Annotated in this window: 22 protein-coding genes; 7 read left to right on the top strand and 15 right to left on the bottom strand. The window is 73.0% G+C overall.

Annotation, left to right across the window (positions count from 1 at the left end; genetic code table 11):
- Positions 1-9 precede the first annotated feature (9 nt).
- Positions 10-165, top strand: coding sequence for a hypothetical protein (locus AB0I79_RS13395; RefSeq protein ID WP_357871423.1), 156 nt, complete (start codon positions 10-12; stop codon positions 163-165).
- Here the strand turns inward: AB0I79_RS13395 and AB0I79_RS13390 are convergent.
- From AB0I79_RS13390 to AB0I79_RS13380, 3 genes are all read right to left on the bottom strand, one after another.
- A complete protein-coding gene (locus tag AB0I79_RS13390; protein ID WP_357871421.1) occupies positions 162-803 on the bottom strand; it encodes a hypothetical protein in 642 nt (213 codons plus the stop codon). The genes AB0I79_RS13395 and AB0I79_RS13390 overlap by 4 nt on opposite strands.
- Positions 804-893: 90 nt before the next feature.
- Positions 894-2,180: an ArsB/NhaD family transporter gene (locus AB0I79_RS13385; protein ID WP_357871418.1), complete on the bottom strand. Its 1,287-nt coding sequence runs from the start codon at positions 2,178-2,180 to the stop codon at positions 894-896.
- Between the two features lie 145 nt (positions 2,181-2,325).
- On the bottom strand, positions 2,326-2,784 hold the full coding sequence (locus tag AB0I79_RS13380) for a CBS domain-containing protein (RefSeq protein WP_357871415.1): 459 nt from the start codon (positions 2,782-2,784) through the stop codon (positions 2,326-2,328).
- Between the two features lie 165 nt (positions 2,785-2,949).
- On the opposite strand from AB0I79_RS13380, the gene AB0I79_RS13375 reads away from it, so the two are divergent.
- The 3 genes from AB0I79_RS13375 to AB0I79_RS13365 all read left to right on the top strand — a co-directional run bounded on the left by AB0I79_RS13375 (position 2,950) and on the right by AB0I79_RS13365 (position 5,436).
- The gene (locus tag AB0I79_RS13375; protein WP_357871412.1) at positions 2,950-3,996 is read left to right on the top strand and encodes a sensor histidine kinase; all 1,047 of its coding nucleotides are present in this window, start codon (positions 2,950-2,952) and stop codon (positions 3,994-3,996) included.
- On the top strand, positions 3,993-4,643 hold the full coding sequence (locus AB0I79_RS13370; RefSeq protein WP_357871409.1) for a response regulator transcription factor: 651 nt from the start codon (positions 3,993-3,995) through the stop codon (positions 4,641-4,643). The genes AB0I79_RS13375 and AB0I79_RS13370 overlap by 4 nt, the downstream gene beginning before the upstream one ends.
- A gap of 220 nt (positions 4,644-4,863) precedes the next feature.
- Positions 4,864-5,436, top strand: coding sequence for a hypothetical protein (locus tag AB0I79_RS13365; protein ID WP_357871406.1), 573 nt, complete (start codon positions 4,864-4,866; stop codon positions 5,434-5,436).
- Between the two features lie 53 nt (positions 5,437-5,489).
- On the opposite strand, the gene AB0I79_RS13360 is transcribed toward AB0I79_RS13365, so the two are convergent.
- From AB0I79_RS13360 to AB0I79_RS13345, 4 genes are all read right to left on the bottom strand, one after another.
- Positions 5,490-6,287 (bottom strand): alpha/beta hydrolase, encoded by a 798-nt coding sequence (locus tag AB0I79_RS13360; protein ID WP_357871403.1) that lies wholly within the window; start codon positions 6,285-6,287, stop codon positions 5,490-5,492.
- A 222-nt stretch (positions 6,288-6,509) separates the two neighbouring features.
- Positions 6,510-7,715, bottom strand: a complete 1,206-nt coding sequence (locus AB0I79_RS13355; protein ID WP_357871400.1) for an amidohydrolase family protein — start codon at positions 7,713-7,715, stop codon at positions 6,510-6,512.
- Complete coding sequence (locus tag AB0I79_RS13350; RefSeq protein WP_357871397.1) at positions 7,712-8,134, bottom strand: GAF domain-containing protein; 423 nt, start codon at positions 8,132-8,134, stop codon at positions 7,712-7,714. Before AB0I79_RS13350 ends, AB0I79_RS13355 begins: the two co-directional genes overlap by 4 nt.
- Complete coding sequence (locus AB0I79_RS13345; RefSeq protein ID WP_357871394.1) at positions 8,131-9,507, bottom strand: MFS transporter; 1,377 nt, start codon at positions 9,505-9,507, stop codon at positions 8,131-8,133. The genes AB0I79_RS13350 and AB0I79_RS13345 overlap by 4 nt, the downstream gene beginning before the upstream one ends.
- 147 nt (positions 9,508-9,654) lie before the next feature.
- On the opposite strand from AB0I79_RS13345, the gene AB0I79_RS13340 reads away from it, so the two are divergent.
- A complete protein-coding gene (locus tag AB0I79_RS13340) occupies positions 9,655-10,527 on the top strand; it encodes a MurR/RpiR family transcriptional regulator (protein ID WP_357871391.1) in 873 nt (290 codons plus the stop codon).
- Positions 10,528-10,550: 23 nt separating this feature from the next.
- Here AB0I79_RS13340 and AB0I79_RS13335 read toward each other — a convergent pair whose 3' ends face one another.
- On the bottom strand, positions 10,551-11,267 hold the full coding sequence (locus AB0I79_RS13335) for an alpha/beta fold hydrolase (RefSeq protein WP_357871388.1): 717 nt from the start codon (positions 11,265-11,267) through the stop codon (positions 10,551-10,553).
- Positions 11,268-11,658: 391 nt separating this feature from the next.
- Here AB0I79_RS13335 and AB0I79_RS13330 point away from each other — a divergent pair, with 391 nt between their 5' ends.
- Positions 11,659-12,237, top strand: a complete 579-nt coding sequence (locus AB0I79_RS13330; protein WP_357871385.1) for a hypothetical protein — start codon at positions 11,659-11,661, stop codon at positions 12,235-12,237.
- Positions 12,238-12,395: 158 nt separating this feature from the next.
- Here the strand turns inward: AB0I79_RS13330 and AB0I79_RS13325 are convergent, their stop codons facing one another.
- Genes AB0I79_RS13325 through AB0I79_RS13315 form a run of 3 tightly spaced genes read right to left on the bottom strand, consistent with a single transcriptional unit; the run spans position 12,396 to position 15,645 of the window.
- The gene (locus AB0I79_RS13325; protein ID WP_357871383.1) at positions 12,396-13,058 is read right to left on the bottom strand and encodes a GntR family transcriptional regulator; all 663 of its coding nucleotides are present in this window, start codon (positions 13,056-13,058) and stop codon (positions 12,396-12,398) included.
- Complete coding sequence (locus AB0I79_RS13320; RefSeq protein ID WP_357871380.1) at positions 13,055-14,215, bottom strand: CoA transferase; 1,161 nt, start codon at positions 14,213-14,215, stop codon at positions 13,055-13,057. Before AB0I79_RS13320 ends, AB0I79_RS13325 begins: the two co-directional genes overlap by 4 nt.
- Positions 14,212-15,645: an aldehyde dehydrogenase family protein gene (locus AB0I79_RS13315; protein ID WP_357871378.1), complete on the bottom strand. Its 1,434-nt coding sequence runs from the start codon at positions 15,643-15,645 to the stop codon at positions 14,212-14,214. The genes AB0I79_RS13320 and AB0I79_RS13315 overlap by 4 nt, the downstream gene beginning before the upstream one ends.
- Positions 15,646-15,710: 65 nt before the next feature.
- On the opposite strand from AB0I79_RS13315, the gene AB0I79_RS13310 reads away from it, so the two are divergent.
- A complete protein-coding gene (locus AB0I79_RS13310; RefSeq protein ID WP_357871376.1) occupies positions 15,711-16,874 on the top strand; it encodes an acyl-CoA dehydrogenase family protein in 1,164 nt (387 codons plus the stop codon).
- Between the two features lie 4 nt (positions 16,875-16,878).
- On the opposite strand, the gene AB0I79_RS13305 is transcribed toward AB0I79_RS13310, so the two are convergent.
- Genes AB0I79_RS13305 through AB0I79_RS13290 form a run of 4 tightly spaced genes read right to left on the bottom strand, consistent with a single transcriptional unit; the run spans position 16,879 to position 20,044 of the window.
- A complete protein-coding gene (locus AB0I79_RS13305; protein WP_357871374.1) occupies positions 16,879-17,943 on the bottom strand; it encodes a C45 family peptidase in 1,065 nt (354 codons plus the stop codon).
- Positions 17,940-18,449 (bottom strand): FMN-binding negative transcriptional regulator, encoded by a 510-nt coding sequence (locus AB0I79_RS13300; protein WP_357871655.1) that lies wholly within the window; start codon positions 18,447-18,449, stop codon positions 17,940-17,942. The genes AB0I79_RS13305 and AB0I79_RS13300 overlap by 4 nt, the downstream gene beginning before the upstream one ends.
- A 30-nt stretch (positions 18,450-18,479) precedes the next feature.
- The gene (locus tag AB0I79_RS13295; RefSeq protein WP_357871371.1) at positions 18,480-19,637 is read right to left on the bottom strand and encodes an FAD-dependent oxidoreductase; all 1,158 of its coding nucleotides are present in this window, start codon (positions 19,635-19,637) and stop codon (positions 18,480-18,482) included.
- 29 nt (positions 19,638-19,666) lie between these two features.
- Positions 19,667-20,044, bottom strand: a complete 378-nt coding sequence (locus tag AB0I79_RS13290) for a hypothetical protein (protein WP_357871368.1) — start codon at positions 20,042-20,044, stop codon at positions 19,667-19,669.
- Positions 20,045-20,075: the final 31 nt, after the last annotated feature.

Below are 20,075 nucleotides of genomic sequence, written 5' to 3'. Positions count from 1 at the left end.
CCCGACCAGATGGCCGCCGCGGTCATCCAACCTGTCCTGGGGAACGCGCTCATCGACGGGGATCCGCAGCGGCTCGGCGGCTACTGGCCGGCCGGTCGCCTCGGGGCGGGCGACTGGCCGCCCGACCGGCCCTTCCAGCGGACCTATCCGGCGGCCGGGTCCTAGCCCTGGGGACTGGGTGACGGCGCGGCCGCGCCCAGGCCGCCGGACCTGCCCCGGCCCAGCAGCAGCGTGCCCAGCCACAGCACGGCCATGCCCAGAGCGACCAGGGCCGAGCCCCTGCCCTCCTCGAACGTGGCCACCGCCAGCAGCACCACACCCCCCGCGGTGACGGCGGCGCTGACGGGCGTGACGCGGCGCAACACGGCCAGGACGATCGCCTGCGCGAGCACCGCGGCGTAGAAGAGCTGCACCCCGGGCCCGTACACGACCGGCTCGACCCCGGGATACGCCTTGACGTCGTCCAGCAGGCCGCGCAGGGCCTCGCCGTCCACCGCGGCGAACCCGGTGTACAGGTCGATGACGAGCTGGGTGAGGTTGGCCGCCACGCTGAACAGCGCCAGGCCCGTCACCACCTGCACGGCCACCCGCGCCCCGCCCGTCACCGGCTCCGCCAGGCCGCGCATGGCCAGCGTCATCAGGCCGAACATCACGAAGGCCGCCAGCCAGACCGCGTGCGCGGCCGTCCACCAGAGCCCCGGTTCGAGGTCGCCGTGGATGGGGCGCATCAGGAACCAGCCGGCCAGCAGGGCGGCTGGTCCGGCGGTGAAGGAGATCTGGGCCAGGCGGTTCGCGGGGTTCATACTGCCACGATGCCTTCCGGTGGCCGCCCGGCTCATCGGTGATCGTCCCTGATTTCCCCCTGGCCCGGGATCAGGGACGAGCTCGGGTCGTCACAGGAAATACCGCATCCAGACGTACAGCCAGGCCAGCAGCGTGCTGAAGGCGGTGACGACGATCCCGTACCGGGTGAACTGCCAGAAGCTGATCTTGTGTCCGTTGCGGGCGGCGATGCCGAGGGCCACCACGTTGGCGCTGGCCGCGACCGCGGTGCCGTTCCCGCCGAAGTCGGCGCCCAGGGCGAAGGCCCACCACAGCGCCTGGCCGGTCTGCGGGTCGGGGGCGGCGGCGACCACGCCCTCGACGATGGGGGCGGTCGTGGCGACGTACGGGATGTTGTCGAAGAAGGCGCCCAGCACGCCCGAGCCGAACAGCAGCGCCGTCGCGGCCACGAAGTAGTCGTCGCCGAGCGTGTCCAGCGCCCACGTGCCGATCGCCGCGATCACGCCGGTGTGCACCAGGCCCGCGACCATGACGAACAGCCCCATGAAGAACACGAGCGTCGGCCACTCGACCTCGTGCAGCACCTCCGAGACGTTCGCGCGGGAGACCAGCAGCATCACGCCCGCACCCACCAGCGCCACGATCGACGGATCGACGTGCACCACGGCGTGCAGCCCGAACCCGGCCACGACCGCGGCCAGCACCACCAGGCAGCGTACGAGCAGCCGCGGGTCGGTGATGGCCCGCCGCTCCTGCAGCGCCATCACCTCGGCCACGCGGTCGGCGTTGTACTGGAAGGAGCCGGCGAACAGCCACCGGGCGCACAGCACGAACACGGCGAAGATGACGACCACGATCGGCGCCATGTGCACCAGGAAGTCGTTGAAGGTCAGCCCGGCGCGGCTGCCGATGATGATGTTCGGCGGGTCCCCGATGAGGGTGGCCGCGCCGCCGATGTTCGAGGCGAGGACCTCCGCGATCAGGTACGGCTGCGCGGCGATCCGCAGCCGGTTGCACACCACGATCGTGACCGGCGCGACCAGCATGATCGTGGTGACGTTGTCGAGGAACGGCGAGGCGATGGCGGTGATCACCATGAGCATCACCATCAGCCGGTACGGGCGGCCCTTCGACTTCTTGGCGGCCCAGATGGCGAGATAGTCGAAGACACCCGTCTGCTTGATGACGCCAACGATGATCATCATGCCGAGCAGCAGGAAGATGACGTTCCAGTCGATGCCCTCGTGCTCGGAGAAGAACACCTCGGCGCCGGGGATGAGGCCGAGCACGGCCATCAGCCCGGCGGCGATCAGCACCACCTTGACCTTGTTCGCCTTCTCCGTCGCGATGAAATAGAAGGCCACCAGGAAGATCGCCAGTGCGGCGAAGGCGCTCATCCTGCCTGCCCCGGCGGCCCGGACCGGCCTACCGCGCAGGATGAGTGCAGGGCGGGACAACAGCGGATCATGGTGACCTCCGTAGGGTGGGCATGCTTCGGCCCGGGCGGGCACGCGGCGCCCGTCCGGTTCGTGGGGAAAGGTGTCAGTCGTCCTGGCCGGAGAGCGCCAGGCAGGTCAGCAGCCGCTCCAGGGTGATCGCCCCGGCGAGCACGCCGTCGCGGCCGACGACCGCGACGATCGGGCTGCGCAGCCTGGCCATCAGGGCGGCCACTTCGAGCAGGGTCGCGTCGAGCGGCACGGTCGCCGGCGTGGCGGGCCGGCCCGGCAGGCAGTCGCCCACCGTCAGGTCGCCCAGCTCGCCCCAGAACAGGTCGGCGTGCGCCTCGTCGATCGTCCGGCAGAGCGCCGGATCCTCCTGGTACGCCCCCGGCACCGCCAGCCGCAGCACCTGCGTCCCCGGGAGCACGGCCGACGGCCGGCCCCTGCCGTCCACGACGATCAGGCCGGGCATCCGGCCCAGCGCCATGATCCGCACGGCCCTGGTGACGGGGTCGTGCGCGGTCACGGTCGGCAGGTTCACGGCGATGTTGCTGGCTTCCACGTCGCTGTCTCCCTCCGGCTCCGGTCCATCCTCCAGGCGGGCGCGGTGCGGGGGCCATCGGGTCCGGCACCCATCTGGGCAGGGATAGAACATGTAGGGACGTACTTCTTTATGGGGGTCAGACCGCATGGACAATCGCACTCTCGGACGAAGAGGCTAGAGGCGATGAACGATCGCGCGAAGGGCGGCACGGGGGACGCGCCGCCGGCCGGGACGCGTCGCGCGGGCGCGCCGCGCGGCGCGTCCCGGCCGGCGGCTCAGGGCCTGTTCCGCCGGCTGGTCGCCATCAACGGTCTGGTGTTCGCGACCGGCACGCTCGTGCTCGCGCTCTCCCCCGCCACCGTCTCCGCCCCGGTCGTGTGGGCCGAGGTGCCGGTCCTGCTGATCGGGCTGGCGGTGATGCTGGGCGCCAACGCGCTGCTGCTGCGCCGCAGCCTGGCCCCGCTGGACGCGCTGACCACGCTGATGCAGCGGGTGGACCTGCTGCGTACCGGCGACCGCCTGTCCGACAGCGGCAACAGCGACCTCACCCACCTGATCGCCACGTTCAACGCGATGCTGGACCGGCTGGAGGCCGAGCGCAGCGCCAGCAGCGCCCACGCGCTGGCCGCGCAGGAGGGCGAGCGGCAGCGCATCGCCCGCGAACTGCACGACGAGATCGGCCAGAGCCTGACCGTGGTGCTGCTGGGCCTGAAGCGGGTGGTGGACCGCGCCCCCGCCGACCTGAAGGAGGACCTGCACGGCGTGCAGGAGACCGTACGGGCCAGCCTCGACGAGGTACGCCAGGTCGCCCGCCGCCTGCGCCCCGGCGTGCTGGAGGACCTCGGGCTGCACAGCGCCCTCAGCGCCCTGGCCACGGACGTCTCCCGGATGAGCGGCATCCCGGTGACCCGCCACCTGCAACCCGACCACCCGGCCCTGGGCCCGGACGTCGAGCTCGTCCTGTACCGGATCGCGCAGGAGAGCCTGACCAACATCGCCAGGCACGCCCGTGCCACCCGCGCCGAGCTGTCGCTCGCGGACGAGGACGGCCGCCTGGTGCTGCGCATCACCGACGACGGCCGAGGCGGCGCCCTCCAGGACGGTGCCGGCATCCGGGGCATGCGCGAGCGCGCCCTGCTCATCGGCGCCCGCCTGACCGTCGACTCCCCGCCGGGCCAGGGCACCCGCGTCAGCCTCGTCATCCCTCAGGAGCGAAGGACGGCCCCGTGAACAAGACCCGGATCCTGCTGGCCGACGACCACGCGCTGGTCCGCCGGGGCCTGCGGCTGATCCTCGACGCCGAGCCCGACCTGGAGGTGGTCGCCGAGGCCGCCGACGGCGCGCAGGCCGTGGCCGCGGCCTCGGAGGAGGACGTCGACCTGGCCATCCTGGACATCGCGATGCCCCGCATGACCGGCCTCCAGGCGGCCAGGGAGATCTCCCGGCGGTCGCCCGGCATCCGCATCCTGATCCTGTCGATGTACGACAACGAGCAGTACTTCTTCGAGTCGCTCAAGGTCGGCGCGTCGGGCTACGTGCTCAAGTCGGTCGCCGACCAGGACCTGCTGGAGGCGTGCCGGGCCACGATGCGCGGCGAGCCGTTCCTCTACCCGGGCGCGATCACCGCCCTCATCCGCGACTACCTGCAGCGGGCCCGGGAGGGGGAGCGCATGCCCGAGAGCATCCTGACGCCGCGGGAGGAGGAGATCGTCAAGCTGATCGCCGAGGGCAACTCGGCGAAGGAGATCGCCGAGACGCTGGTCATCAGCGTCAAGACGGTCGATCGCCACCGGGCGAACATCCTGCAGAAGCTCGGCATGCGCGACCGCCTGGAGCTGACCCGGTACGCCATCCGCGCCGGCCTCGTCGAACCCTGACGACCCCGCCCTCCCCCTCCGAAGACGGCACCGGCCCCGCCGAATCCCGGTCACACCTGAACGCTGGAGATGGCCGCCGCGTCAGGTAGCGCTGCTGCGGCCGGCCGCCGATCCACCGCCGGCGTTGCGGCGTGACCATCCACAGCGGCATATCGCGGACGCCGCCCGCGATGCGGCCTTGATCGTCCGGTGGGCCTCGGTGTTACGTTGAGGGTGAGGCGTGCCCGACACCTGCGCGAAGGACGTGGTCACCGTGCTCTACCTCTTCGGCTTCGATCGGATCGGCGTGGCCGTGAGTGACATCTACTTCGTCGACCCCAACCCCCTCGAAGGCCAAGAGGGCGCCGAGCGCGGCGTCCGGCTGGAGCTGCGCCGGCTGGAGACCGGCGAGCTCAAGGGCTCGATCTACTCCTCCCGGCCCATCACCGTCGACCGGCCGATCTGGCGCGTCGACCTGCTCGAGTCGGTCACCGGCACGCCGGGCAGCTTCGACCGCACCCACCACCACCCCGGCGTCAAGGGGTGGGAGCCGGGGCGGCGGGTGTTCGACGAGCGGCTGTCGGAGGAGCCGCTGAAGTGGCTCGGTGAGCGGCTGGCCGATCTGGAGGGGGTGCTGGAGGAGTCCGGGGTGGGGCGCGACGAGGCCAGCCCGGCCGACGTGACCGGCCTGCGCGACCGGGCTCCGGAGATCGTCGAGACGGTCGCCCGCCTGCTCGACACCGTACGCGCCGCCGACCCGAACGGCCCGGTCGGCGCCGAATCGGCCACGAGCGTGCGGGCGAGCTGGTTGTAGCCGAGACGTCTTCGGACACGGGCTTCCCGCCGGCGTCGCACGCCCGCGGGGTGTCAGCTCGCCTTGCTGACGCGTTCGGCCAGCTCGACGACCGCGCCGACGAGCTCCCGGCCGTTCAGCAGGACCAGGTCATTGTGCCCCGCCCCGGCCACCTCCACGGTCGTCGCCCGCGCGGCGCCGGCGACCGCGCGGCTCAGGTCAGGAGGGACGATCGTGTCGCCGGTGCCGTACACGACCACGACCGGGGCCCGTACCGAGGCGATGCCGTCGGCGACGGGGAAGCGGTCGCGCAACAGCGCGCGCACCGGCAGGAACGGGTAGTTGGCCTGGCCGGCGGCGGCCAGGTCGGTGAACGGCGAGCGCAGCACCAGCCCGTCGGGCGGGTGCTCCAGCGCGAGCCTGGTCGCCACCGCCGCGCCGAGGCTCTCGCCGAAGTAGATCACCCGCGGGCTGCGGATGGCGTCGCGAGCGGCCAGGGCGTCGAGGTGGAGGCCCTCCTCGGTGGGGCTGCCGGGGTTGCCGCCGTAGCCGCGGTAGTCCATGAGCAACACCGGCAGCCCGTACGCGGCCAGCGCCCTGGCCAGCGGCGCGCGGTGCAGCCGGTTGCCCGCGTTGCCGCCGGTGACCAGCACGGTCACGTCGTGGTGGCCGGGCACGTACCAGGCGGCGAGCCGCAGCCCGTCGCGGGTCGTGAGCGTGATGTCGCGCGCCCCCGGCAGCACCGAGGCGGCCGGGGGCACGGGGGCGCTGTCGGGCAGGTAGATGAGCCGCCGCTGGAACACCCACAGCAGCCCCAGCAGCAGGATGAGCACCACGCCGACGACCAGGGCGGTGCGCGCGAGCGTCGTCACGACGACCACGGTACGCACGACGGCGCGCCGTGTCGCCCAGCACCCGGCGTCAGGCGTGCCCCCGGCACCTCAGCCGGGCACACCGCCCGACGTCACGCACGCCCGCCACGCACGAGCCGGGCGCACCGCCCGACGTCACGCGTGCCCGCCACGCACGAGCCGGGCGCACCGCCCGGCATCAGGCGCGCCCGTCGCGCATCCGCCAGGCGCACCGCCCGTCGATCACACGAGCGCGCCCGCCTGGACGACGTGACGCACGTGCCCGGGGTCGGCCAGCACGCCGATGTCCTCCAGCGGATCCCCGTCGAGCACGAGCAGGTCGGCGTGCGCGCCCACGGCCAGCGTGCCGATCTCGCCCGCCAGCCCGACCAGCTCCGCCGCCCCCGTGGTGGCCGCCCGCAGCACGTCGATCGGCCGCTGCACCTCGGCCCTGAGCCGGAACTCCTGGTTCTGGTGCCGGTGCATGCCGCCGAGCAGGTCGGTCCCGTACGCGAGCCGCACCCCGCCCCGCGCCGCCCGCTCCAGCGCGACGAGCCCCGCGCCGAGCACCTCGTCCACCTTGCGCCAGCTCCGCTCGGGCAGGCCGAACTCGCGGCCCTCCTCCTTGAGCGCCCAGTACGTCACGAGCGTCGGCACCAGGTACGCCTCGTGCCGCAGGAACAGCTCCACGCTCGTGTCGTCGATCAGGTTGCCGTGCTCGATGGAGCGCACCCCCGCCTCCAGGGCCCGGTTGACGGCGCGGGCGGTGTAGGCGTGGGCGGCGACGTACCGGTTGGCGGCCTCGGCCTCCTCGACGGCGGCGCGCAGCTCGTCCATCGAGTACTGGGTCGAGTCGATGCGGTCGGTCGGCGAGGCCACGCCGCCGGAGGCCATCACCTTGATGTGGTGGGCGCCCTTGCGCAGCTCGTCGCGGGCCGCGGCGCGGACCGCGTCCACGCCGTCGGCCACCCGGCCGACTCCGGCGCAGCACGGGTGGTCGTCCTTGAGGTGCTCACCCCTGCCGCGGAAGTCGGCGTGCCCGCCGGTCTGGCTCAGGCCCTTGCCGCAGAACAGCAGGCGCGGGCCGCGTACGAGGCCCTCCGCCTGCGCGTCGGCGAGGCCGAAGTCGGCGCCGGACGCGTCGCGGACCGTGGTGAAGCCACGGCTCAGCATGTCGCTCATGATGCGGGCGCTGTGGGCGGTCACGTACGCGGGCGACATGGAGCCGAGCGTGCCGAGGTTCGCGGTGGAGGCGGTGACGTGGACGTGCGCGTCGATCAGGCCGGGCACGACGCGGGCGCCCGCCAGGTCGAGCACCCGCGTGCCGTCGGGGGCGGTGAGCCCGGAGCCGGTCTCGGCGATGCGGCCGTCGGCACACCGCAGGTCGCTCTCGGCGTACTCACCGGTCCGCACGTCGAGCAGCAGGGCGTTCTTGAGCAGCAGGCTCATGCCGCACCGCCCCTGAGGCAGGCGGCGGCGTCCTTGGCGATGGCCTGGGCGGCGGCCACGGACGTGTCGTCGTAGGTCCCCTCGGCGTCGAGGATGTTGAGCACGCCGAGGACCTCACCGTCGTCCCCGAGTACGGGCACGTTGATGATGGACCCGCAGCCCAGGCTCTCGATCAGCTCGTGGTCGGCGAAGATCTCGCGTACGGCGGCCTTGTCCCTGCCGAAGTACGGCTGCCGCCCCTCGATGCAGGTGGCCAGCCAGTCCTGGGCCACCTCGACGGTCTTCTCGCCGCCCACCGGGTACTGCTCCGGGTGGCTGCTGTGCACGCGGCGCAGCGCCCGCCGCTCCGGCACCCAGGCGAGCACGGTGAACAACCGCACGCCCACCTCCCGGCGCACCCTCTCCTCCAGCTCGATCATCGGGTTGCCTCCTCAGTCGTCTCCGTCAGCTCTTCCAGTGATCGCCCTGCCGTGGCCAGACCGAACACGATCACGCACACCACCCCGGCCACCAGCACCGCGGTCGTCAGCCCGAACACGCCGGCGAAGCCCAGGCTCGCGGCCGACAGGCCGATGATCGTCGGGGCGAGGATGCTGCCGACCCGGCCGAACGCGCTCGACAGCCCGGTGCCGGTGGCGCGGATCCAGGTGGGGAACACCTCGGGGGTGTAGGAGTAGACGCCGGCGTACGTGCCGTTCAGGAAGAACGACAGCACCGCGCCCGCGAGCGTGATCATGACGGGCGAGTCCATCTGCGACAGCCAGAACGCGCTGACCGCCGAGCCCGCGAGGTAGAGCGCGATCGTGTTCTTGCGGTCCATCCGCTCCGACAGCCAGGCCGCGGAGAAGTATCCCGGGATCTGCGCCAGGTAGATGATGATCGAGAACTCGAAGCTCTTGGTGACCGTGATGCCGCGCTGCACGAGCAGCGTGGGGATCCAGGAGAAGAACCCGTAGTACGAGAACGTGATCACGAACCACACCAGCCAGATCACCGCCGTGCGCCTGGCCATGGCCGGGCTCCACAGGAAGCGCAGCGCGCTGAACAGGTTCACCTTCGGCGCGCCGGCGGAGGCGGGGGCGACGGCGGTCTCGGGCACCGGCGGCAGCGGCTGCCCCGTCGCCCGCTCGACGCGCCGCTCCAGGTCGGCGACCACCGCCTCGGCCTCACCCGTACGGCCCTGCTGGAGCAGGAAGCGCGGCGACTCCGGCAGCGAGCGGCGCCACCACAGCAGCATCACGATCGGCAGCGCGGTGATCACCTGGGCGATCCGCCAGCCGTCGTCGAACGTCGGCACGACGAACCGCCCGATCAGCGCCGCCATCACGAACCCGAACGAGAAGAACCCGGCCAGCGCCCCGATGAACCACCCGCGCCGCTTGGCGGGCACGAACTCCGACAGGAACGGGGCGATGATCGCGCTCTCCGCCCCGGCCCCGGCCCCGGCGAGCACCCGGGCACCGAGGAACACCTCGTAGTTCGGCGCGAACGCGGCCACCACGGAGAAGACCGCGTAGAAGGCGAGCGCGTACATCATCACCTTCTTGCGGCCGATGCGGTCGCCGAGCAGGCCCGCCACGGTCGCGCCGAACAGGAACCCGAACGGCGTCGCGGACCCGATGAAGCCGAGCTGGCCGTTGGACAGGCCCCAGGCCTCCTGCGCGCTCGGCAGCAGGAAGGCGACGACGGCCGAGTCCATGCCGTCGAAGGTGTAGCCGAGGCCGCCTATCAGGAGCAGGACGTAGTGCGGACGGCTCAGCGGGAGCCGGTCCAGACGGGCCAACAAGGTCATCGAAGCACACCTTTCACCAGGTCATGGCCCTGCAAGTCGATTGCGCAGCAACATATAGTGCAAATTGGTAAAATTGCAATGGTCTTTGCAAGTTGGCTTGGTCGCGAGCGCGTACCATGGCGACGTCCGGCCTCAGGAAGGGATCACGTGACGGAGCGCGCCACCGACAGCTTCCAGGACTGGCTGCGCGAACGCCTGCCGGAGCGCGGGCTGCGCGGCAAGGCGGCCGCCGTGCTGGAGCTCCTGCTCTCGCAGCCGCGCCGGGCCGCGTTCGGGTCCGCCGGGGAGCTGGCCCAGCTCGCGGGCGTCAACGTCGCCACCGTCACCCGTACGGCGCAGTCGCTCGGCTTCGCCGGCTGGCCCGCCCTGCAACAGGAGTTGCGCGCCCGCTACCTGTCCTCGCTCAGCGCCGGCCAGGTCGCGGCCGAGCACCGGGGCACCGGCTCGCCCTCCTCACGCTCGCTGCGCCGCGACCTCGACAGCCTGGCCCTGCTCAACCGGCGCCTGGACGAGGGCGTGCTGCTCACGATCGCCCGGGCCATGGCGGAGGCCCGCCGCACGGTGATCGTCGCCGACGGCAGTTACGCGGCCGTCGGGATCGCGCTCGCCCACAACGCCCGGCTGGCGGGCTACCCGGTGCAGGCCGTGACGGGCGGCGACGCGGAGCTGGCGAACGTGATGGCCGCGATCGGCGAGCGGGACGTGCTGATCGCGATCAGCTTCTGGCGGCTGTACGAGAGCACCGTGCTGGCCGCCAACGAGGCACGCTCGCGCGGCGTCCGCGTGTTCGCCGTCACGGACGCCGCCAGCCCCGCGCTGGCCGCCGCGGCGGAGGAGGTCGTGATGGTGCCCGCGGAGGGCGAGGCGTTCTTCCCCTCGCTGACGGCCGGCATCGCCGTGGCCCAGGCACTGGTCACCCAGCTCGCCGCCATGGACCCGGCACGCACGGGAGCCTCCATCGAGGCCGCGGAGGCGATGTGGGCCAAGTTCGGCCTCCTCCACCGCCGCCCGGTCTCCTGAGGCAGTGGTGCCCCGAACAGCCGTCAGCCTCCCGGGCTCACGGCGTCCAGGATCAGGTCGATCACCTCGGTGCGGCGCCGGGTCAGGTAGAAGTGGTCGCCGGGCAGGACGTGCAGCTTGAAGCCGGCGCGGGTCAGCTCGGCCCAGCCGCGGGCGTTCGAGGTGTCCACCTGGGGATCGCGGTCGCCGATGATGGCCGTGATGGGGCAGTCCAGCGGCTCCGCGGGGCGGCAGCGGTAGGTCTCGGCCAGGCGGTAGTCGGCGCGCACGATCGGCAGGATGTACGCGCGGATCTCCTCGTCGTCCAGCAGCTCGGGCTCGGTGCCGCCGAGCCGCCGCAGCTCGGCGGTCAGCTCCTCGTCGGTACCCAGGTGCACGATGCCGGGGCGGGGCACGTGCGCGGCCCGGCGGCCCGAGACGATCAGGTGGGCGGGGCGGACGCGCAGCGCCGTCTCGTACGCGAGCACCGAGCCCATGCTGTGCCCGAACAGCACGGTCGGGCGGTCGAGCAGCGGGCGCATGGCCTCGGCGATCAGGTCGGCCAGCACGTGCGCGTCGCCGACGGGCGCCTCGCGCGCGCGGTCGGCGCGACCCGGGTACTGCACGGCCCGCACCTCCACGCTCGGCGGGACCGACCGGTGCCAGTCCCGGTAGGCCGCGGCGGCGCCGCCGGCGTGCGGGAAGCAGAACAGCCGCATGGCGGCGTGCGGACGGGGATCGAACGTGTGGAACCAGGTCATACGGTCTCCTCGGGGGCCGGAGGCTCACGGTCGACTCCTACTGAACCAGCTCGGTTTCCGGCGCGTCACGCGGGCTCGGCCGCCGGCCCCGGCCGACACGAGCCCGCCCACCACGAGCACCGGCGACAGCAACCCCGTGACCGCGGCGCCGGTGAAGGACCCGGCCCGCTCGCGGATCCGGCCGCGACATGGTTCGGGCGTAAGCCGAAGCTCCTCCCCGGCGGCATCGCGGCGGGACCCGCACCCACGTAGGATCCGGTGGTGCCCTGCCTACACGTCGTCATCGCCGCGCCGGCGGACGCCGGGGGCACGTCCTTCACCCCACCCGAAACCACCCGGTTCGGCGGGTGCAGCGAGGTCCGTGCCAACTGACGGCGAGCCAGGAGCTCCGATGAGACCTGTGGATCGTGCCGAGTACCTGGGGTACACACCCGCCACCGAGAGCCGCCGCCTCATCGCGCACGGTCTGCCCAAGGAGCTGCCGGAGACGCTCGGTGGCCGGCACCGCTTCACCCCGCTCTCCCTGTACGTCGGCGACCGCCTGGCGGCCACGGCCTTCGCCCGGCTCGACGGGGTGGGGCTGTTCTGGCTCGACGTGTGGCTGCTGTCCCCGAAGCGCGGCGGCCGGTGGCACCTGCGTACCGGCGGCACCGTCGCGGCCGACCCGGACGACGAGAGCGTCCTGCGACCGCGCCCGGGGTGCACCGCGCTCGACGGGCACGCCCACACCGGGCAGAGCGCCCGGTTCAACGCCAGCCCGGTGCCGTGGCTGCGCCGGCCGTACCGGTGGGTCGGTTACGGGATCGTGCGGCTGTCGGCCGAGGTGGGGGTGGTGCGGCTCGGGGAGCGGGACATCATGGTCCCGGAGCACGGCCTGCAGGCGCTGGCCTGGCAGGCCGGCGGCACGGGGGTCGAGGTGGACCTGCTGGGTCACCGGGGCGAGCACCTCTCGGCCCTGACCCTGCGCTAGTTGTCAGCGACGCGCGAGACGGGCGACGCGCGGGGCGGGGTCAGCGGGGCGGGGTCAGCGGGGCGCGAGACGGGCGACGCGCGGGGCGGGGTCAGCGACGCGCGGGGCGGGCGAGGTGCACGGCGATCAGCAGCCGCCGCGCCTGGTGATCGACGATCTCAAGCATCCAGGAGCGGCTCCAGCTCGGCGACGGCGCGGTCGCGGTGGACGTTGAGCGTGGCCACGGCCTCGTCGGCGGAGCGGCGGCGCAGCGCGTCGAGTGCGGCACGGTGCTCCTTGACCACCCGCTCCCTGTTGCCCGCGTCGCCGTAGTACATCGACCGGTAGGCGTCGGTCGTGTCCCACAGTGTCCTGATCAGCCGGGCCAGGCGTGGCATGCCCGCGCAGTCGAACAGCGTCATGTGGAAGGTCCGGTTGGCCGTCGCCATGGCCGCCACGTCGCCCGCCGCGGCGGCCCGCTCGACCTCCTCCTGCGCCGCCTCGATCCGGTGGAGGTCGTCGTCGGTGAGCCTGGCCACCGCCGCGCGCACGGCCTCCTCCTCGAGCAGCTCGCGGATGCGGTAGACCTCGCGCAGGTCGTCGAGGGAGAGCATGGCGACGCAGTAGCCCTTGTGCGGCTTGTACGTGACCAGCCCCTCGCCTTCGAGCGTCTTGAGCGCCTCCCGCAGGGGGACCCGGCTGACCTGCAGCTCCTCGGCCAGCGCGTCCTGCCTGATGGGGGTGCCGGGGCGCAGCCGGCCGGTGGTGATGGCACGGCGCAGCTCACCCAGCACGAACTGCTGGGCCGTGGGCGGCCTGCGTCGTGCCTCGTCCGGACTCACCGGTCCAATATCTCACGGAGCCAGGTGTCGTCCTGCCCGAGCGCGGGCGGCGGGCGGTGGTAGGAGGGCGGGGTGGCGCTGAGGCGGATGGGGTTGGCGACCTGGCCGACGCCGTCGAGCTCGACGGCCGGCTCCAGGCCGAGGTCCTGGGCGAGGGCGAAGGCGGCGGCCAGGTCGTTGATCGGCCCGCACGGCACCCCGGCGGCGGTGAGCCTGTCGAACCACTCGTCCGCCGTGCGCCCGGCCAGGGCCGCGTTCAGGTCGGCGACCAGGGTGTCCCTGGCGGCCACCCGTTCGGCGTTGGTCGCGTGGCGGGGGTCCTGGGCGAGGTCCGGCCGGTCGAGTGCCGCGCACAGGGCCTGGAACTGGCGGTCGTTCCCGGCCGCGATGACGATCGGCCGGTCGGCGGCCCGGAACACCTCGTACGGGACGATGCTGGGGTGCCGGTTGCCCATGGCCTGAGGGACGACTCCGGCGGCGGCGTAGGCGGAGGCGTGGTTGGTCAGCGCCGACAGCAGCGACGACAGGAGCGAGACCTCCACGCGCTGCCCGGCGCCGGACGACCGCGCGGCGTCGCCCACCCGGCCGCCCTGTCCCGTGTGGTCGCGGTGGCGGAGGGCGGCCATGATGCCGAGGGCCGCGTGCAGGCCGGTGATCACGTCCACCAGCGCGACCCCGGCCTTCGTCCCCGGCCCGTCCGGCTCGCCCGTGACGCTCATCAGCCCGCCGACCGCCTGCGCGATCAGGTCGTACCCGGGCAGCCCGGCCCCGGCCCCCGACCCGAACCCGGTGATCGAGCAGTACACCAGCCCGGGGTTGAGCTCCCTCAGCGCCTCGTAGCCCAGGCCGAGCCGGTCCATCGTGCCGGGCCTGAAGTTCTCGACGAGCACGTCCGCCCGCGCGGCGAGCGCCCGTGCCACCTCCACGTCGGCCCGCAGGTCGAGGGTGATCGAGCGCTTGTTCCTGTTCACGCCCAGGAAGTACGTCGCCTCCCCGGCGGCGTACGGCGGCCCCCAGGCGCGGGTGTCGTCCCCGGTCCCCGGCCGCTCGACCTTGACCACCTCGGCCCCCAGGTCGGCGAGCAGCATCGTGCAGTAGGGCCCGGCCAGCACCCGGCTGAAGTCGGCCACCAGCAGCCCCGAGAGCGCTCCGCTCACGCCGGCGCCCCCAGGTAGACGGTGACCGTGCGGGTGTAGAACTCCCTGGCCGCCCGCCCCTGCTCCTTGGGCCCGAACCCGCTCTGCTTGGCCCCGCCGAACGGCACGTACGGGAACGTCCCCGCCGACTCCGAGTTGACGTGCAGCACCCCCACCTCCAGCCGCTCGACCGCCGACAGCGCCACCCCGAGATCCCGGGTGAAGACGGCCGCCGACAGGCCGTGTTCGCTGAGGTTGGCCAGCCCGAGCGCCTCCTCCGCGCTCGACGCCCGCACGGCGCCGACCACGGGCCCGAACAGCTCGGTACGCCAGAAGTCCACCCCGGTCCCGGGCAGGTCCAGCACGGTCGGCGGCACGAACCAGCCCTCGCGTTCCAGCGGCGAGGCGCCGGCCAGCGGCTTGGCCCCCTCGCCGACGGCCTGCCGCACCCCGGCCGACACCCGGTCCCGCGCGGCCGAGCTCACCAGCGGGCCCATCTCCACCTCCGGCGACAGCGGGTCGCCCACGACGAGCCGCGCGGCCCGCTCGGCCACCCGCTCCAGCAGCTCGTCGGCCACCTGCGTGGCCACGATGAGCCGGGAGGTGGCGGTGCACTTCTGCCCGGCCGACCGGAACGCCCCCAGGCAGACCTGCTCGGCGGCGTGGTCGAGGTCGGCGTCGGCGAGCACGACGGAGGCGTTCTTGCCGCCCATCTCGGTCTGCACCGGCTTGCCCAGCTCGCCGCATCGCGCGATGACGGCCCGCCCGACGGCCGTGGACCCGGTGAACGACACGGCGTCCACGCCCGGGTGGCCGACGATCGCCGAGCCCGCCTCGCCCTCGCCGTGGACGAGGTTGAGCACCCCGTCCGGCAGCCCGGCCTCGACCAGCGCATGCGCCAGCCGGTAGGCGAGCAGCGGCACCAGCGAGGACGGCTTCCACACCACGGTGTTGCCGTAGGTCAGGGCCGGGCCGATCTTCCAGGCGGGGATGGCGATCGGGAAGTTGAACGGGGTGATCAGCCCGGCGACGCCGATCGGCTTGCGGACGACGAGCACGTTCTCGCCGGGGCGCGGGGAGGCGAAGATCTCGCCGCTGTCCCGGTCGGCCTCGCTCGCGTAGTAGCGCAGGATGCGCGCGGCGCCCCTGACCTCGGCGACGGCCTCGGCCAGCGTCTTGCCCTCCTCGCGGGCCAGCTCCGCGCCCCACTCCACGGCGCCGGCGTCCACGAGCTCGGCGGCTCCCGCCAGCACGGCGGCGCGGGCGTGGTGCGGGGTCGCGGCCCAGCCGGGCGCGGCGGCGCGCGCCGCGACGATCGCCTCCTCCACCTCGCGCGCGGAGGCGAACCGCCCGCGCGCCACGACCTCGGCGGGCCGCGCGGGGTTGGTGTCGGCGAACTCCTCGCCCTCGCCCTCGACCCAGCGGCCATCGATGAGATTCAGAACGTCCATGGTCAACGCAGCCTAACTGTGCCATATTGGATTTTCAATATTGGATCCAAAATACGGAGAGGCCGATGATCGCACCCACCGCCCTGTTCGCCCTGGACACGCTGCTGACCGAGGAGGAACGCGAGATCAGGAGCACGGTCAGGCGCGTGTGCGACCGGGAGATCCGGCCGCACGTCGCCGGCTGGTTCGAGGCCGGCGAGCTGCCCGCGCGCGAGCTGGCCCGCACGCTCGGCTCGATCGGCGTGCTCGGCATGCACCTCGACGGCTACGGCTGCGCCGGGATGGGCGCCGTCTCGTACGGCCTGGCCTGCCTGGAGCTGGAGGCCGCCGACTCCGGGCTGCGCAGCCTCGTCTCGGTGCAGGGCTCGCTGGCCATGTACGCGATCTGGAAGTACGGCAGCGAGGAGCAGAAGCAGGAGTGGCTGCCCGCGATGGCGGCCGGCGAGCGCATCGGCTGCTTCGGCCTGACCGAGCCCGACTTCGGCTCCGACCCGGGCGGCATGCGCACCACGGCCAAGCGCGAGGGCGGCGACTGGGTACTGAACGGCACCAAGCTGTGGATCACCAACGGCTCGGTGTCGGACGTCGCGGTGGTCTGGGCGCGCACGGACGAGGGCATCCGGGGCTTCCTGGTCCCGGCCGGCACCAAGGGGTTCACCGTCAACGACGTCAAGCACAAGATCTCCCTGCGCGCGAGCGTGACCAGCGAGCTGGTGCTCGACGGCGTGCGCCTGCCGGCGCAGGCCATGCTGCCCGGCGCCAGGGGCCTGTCCGGGCCGCTCGGCTGCCTGAACGAGGCCAGGTTCGGGATCGTGTTCGGGGCGATGGGGGCCGCGCTCGACTGCCTGGAGACGGCCATCGCGTACGCCGCCGACCGCGAGGTGTTCGCCAGGCCGCTGTCGTCGTACCAGCTCACCCAGGAGAAGCTCGCGGACATGGCGCTGGAGCTGGGCAAGGGCCTGCTGCTGGCCGTGCACCTGGGCCGGCTGAAGGAGGCCGGCACGCTCACCCCCGAGCAGGTGAGCGCCGGCAAGCTGAACAACGTGCGCGAGGCGCTGGAGATCGCCAGGAAGTGCCGCACGCTGCTCGGCGCGAGCGGCATCACCCTCGAGTACCCGGTGATCAGGCACTCCGTGAACCTGGAGTCGGTGCTGACCTACGAGGGGACCTCCGAAATCCACTCGCTGGTCATCGGCAAGGCGCTGACCGGGATCGCCGCCTTCAAGTAGGCACTCAGAACGTCTGCCAGGTCGCCTCGGTGACCTGGCAGGGCCCGCCCCGGTGCACCCGCAGCCGCCCGGCCCGCAGGTCGAGCCCGATCGTCGCCACGGTCTCCCAGCGCTGGTTGATCGGCTGGGTGAGGTCGGGGTGGGCGCAGACGGGCGCGCCCTCGGGGGCGTGGCTGAGCATGGCCAGCGCCCGGCCGTTCAGCTCGGCACCGCTCAGCCCCTCGACGTTGGCCTCCAGGTGCCGCATGCGGTCGTAGGTGCCCGGCCGCTCGGTGGCGTGCCGCTCCCCCGCCGCCAGGCCGGCGTCGAGGAAGTGGTTGCAGTGCAGCAGGACGCCGTCGGGGCCCGGCGGGATGACGGCCACCCCTGCCGGGGAGATCTCGATGGAGGCCGCGTGCGACTCGGTCACCACCGTGATGACGGTGGAGGCCGACACCCGGGCCGAGCGGGCGATGTCGGCCGCCTCCTCCACGGTGGCCGCCTCGTCGAGGATGCGGCGGGCGATCAGGTGCACGGGCACGCCCAGCTCGGGGCTGTCGGACTCGTGGCGCAGGATGTTGAAGTGCACGCCGAGGCCCGCCGTGGTGGCGCCGATCTTGGCCAGCGTGCCCGCCTCGGTGAACGTGCGCACGACGCGGCCCGAGGCCTGCTCGTACTCCCACAGCACCGGCGCGTCGCGCAGGTGGTCGTGCCAGTCCCACGTCTGCACCGTGCGCGGCGGGCCGTCCTGCGGCAGCACCACCGAGGTCGAGCACTCGCCGTGCCCGACCATGTCGATGGCGGCCAGGATCTCGGTGCGGGCGTTGATCACGGCGACCTGCCACGGCTCCAGCCCGGCGCCCGCCGCGATGCCGGCGATCTCCTCGGCCAGCGCCGGCGCCCAGGCGGCGCCGGCGTCCAGCGCCCGCTCGCCCCACGCGCGCACCTGGGCGTCACCGGCTCCGGCGACCCGGAAGAGGTCGGTGTAGCCGGCGAGGTTGGCGGCGACCTGCTTGCGCAGGTGCGTGCCGAGTTCCTTGCCGCGGGCGCGGGGGTCGGTCTGGCTGGAGGTGAACGTGGGAAATGTCATGACCTGTCCATCAACTCGGCGAGTCTCGGGTTCTCAGCGCCGGCGCAGGCGCGCACGCGAGCGTACCGCTCGTCGTCGAGGTCCTGGCTCAGCTTGAACACGCTCTCCCGCGTACGGACATGTACGCGAAAGGCCACTACCCCGGGCAGCAGCGCGCGGAACCTCTCCCTGGAGGCGGGCGTCGGCTCCCAGGACGGCGAGCGCAGCGACTCCGCCGCCGCCACCGTGCGCTCGACCACCTCCAGCGCGTCGTCGATCAGCTCCACCCTGCCGGTCACGTGCACGGCCGCGTAGTCCCAGGTCGGTACGGCCGGATCCGTGCCGTACACGGTGGGCGAGACGTAACCGTGCGGCCCGGAGAAGACCACCAGCACCTCCGGCGACGACTCGAACGAGCGCCACTGCGGGTTGGCCCTGGCCAGGTGCCCGACCAGCGTGCCCGCCTCGCCCGGCAGGACGGGCGCGTGCGTGGCCACGGGCACCCCGTCCACCGTGCTGACGACCAGGGCGAGCGGTCGCCGCCCCGACCCGGCGGGTCAGACGAGGGCCGGTTCCACGGAGCGGGGGCCGCCCTTCACGTAGACCACGGAGCCCGGCTTGCGGGCCTCTCGGCGGATCCTGCCCAGCGCGAGCTTGCAGGTCGCCTCCTTGATCGCCGCGCCCGGGCGGCCGCCGATGAAGAAGTTCACCGCGGTGTCGTCCTTGCGGGCGAACTGCCGGATGCCCGTGTGCCGGCCGACGCTGACGCACGCCCCCGTGAAGCGCACGTTGATCAGCTCCGGTTCGGTGCCCGCGATGCGGCTCAGCACGGTGTCGGCGGCCTGCGCCCCGAGCGGCCCGGCGGCGTAGCAGCTCATCCGCAGCGGCCGGCCCGACGGTGCGGCGGCGTCCCCCGCCGCGACAATGCGGTCGTCGTCGATGCTGGTCAGCGTCTCGTCGGTGAGCAGGCGGCCGAGCTCGTCGGTACGCAGCCCGCTCGCGACCGCCAGTTGCGGCACGCCGAAACCGGTCGCCCAGATGGTCAGCCCGCTCGGTCGCGCCGCTCCCTCGGTGAGGACGACCGCGTCCGGCCGGACCTCGCTCACCGCGACGCCTTCGAGCACGGTCACATCGTGCCTGGACAGCCAGCTCGCGATGTACCGGCGACTCGACGCGCTGAACGTCGGCGCCAGGGCCTGACCGCACACCAGCGTGACCCTGCGCCCCTGCTCGGCCAGCTCGGCAGCCGTCTCGATGCCGGTCAACCCGCCGCCGACGACGGTGACGCGGGCATCGCGGGGCAACTCCGCCAGCCCGGCGCGCAGCCGCTGCGCCGACTCCCATTCGGCGATGTCGAACGCGAATTCGGCCACGCCGGGCACCGCCGGCGGTATCGCCCCGGTGCTGCCGACCGCGTAGATGACGTAGTCGTAGTCCAGCGCGCCCCCCGACTCCAGCCGCACCTCGCGGGCGGCGGTGTCGATGCGCGCGACGCTGTCCACGACGAGCTTGACGCCCTCGCCGAGCAGCGTGCCGTAGTCGGCCGTGGCCTCGCCGGTGCCGGCCACGTACTGGTGCAGCCGGATCCGGTCGACGAACTGCGGCCGGGGATTGACCAGCGTGATGTCGAGGTCGTCGCGCATCCGCAGGTGGTTGGCCGCGAGCGTGCCGGCGTAACCGCCGCCGACGACAACGATCTTGTGAGATGTGGACATGGTGAAGGTTCCCTTCTCGATATCAGCGATCACGAGGCCTTGAGGATGCGGCTGAGCTGGAGGAGGCTCATGCCGAACATCAGCACGCCCAGCGGGACGTGCAGGGTCGTCACGTGCGCGATGCCCAGCGCGACCTGCGCCAGCGTGGCCGCGAGGAACCCGGCCGCGTTCAGGATCGGCCTGGGCGGGCCGCCGCCCGGCCGCCACGCCAGGATCGCCGCCGCCAGGTGCACCAGGGCCACGGTGAACACGCTGTACGCCGCGGCGCTGTGCAGAACGTGCCCGCTGGGCGTGGTCAGCAGCAACCCGGCGGTGACCGGGGCGGCGAAGACGGCCAGGGTTTGCAGGGCGATCGCGACACGCAAGAACGTGAGGTTGCCCTGCTTGATGGTCGTGGGTGTGGACATGAGGTCTTCTCTTCTCCGGCTCGTGCCTTGC

Origin of the sequence: Nonomuraea sp. NPDC050202, from assembly GCF_040656115.1 — a bacterium.
Classification (GTDB): domain Bacteria; phylum Actinomycetota; class Actinomycetes; order Streptosporangiales; family Streptosporangiaceae; genus Nonomuraea.
The sequence above is the reverse complement of the archived record's forward strand: the minus strand, read 5'-3'. Positions and strand labels throughout refer to the sequence as shown.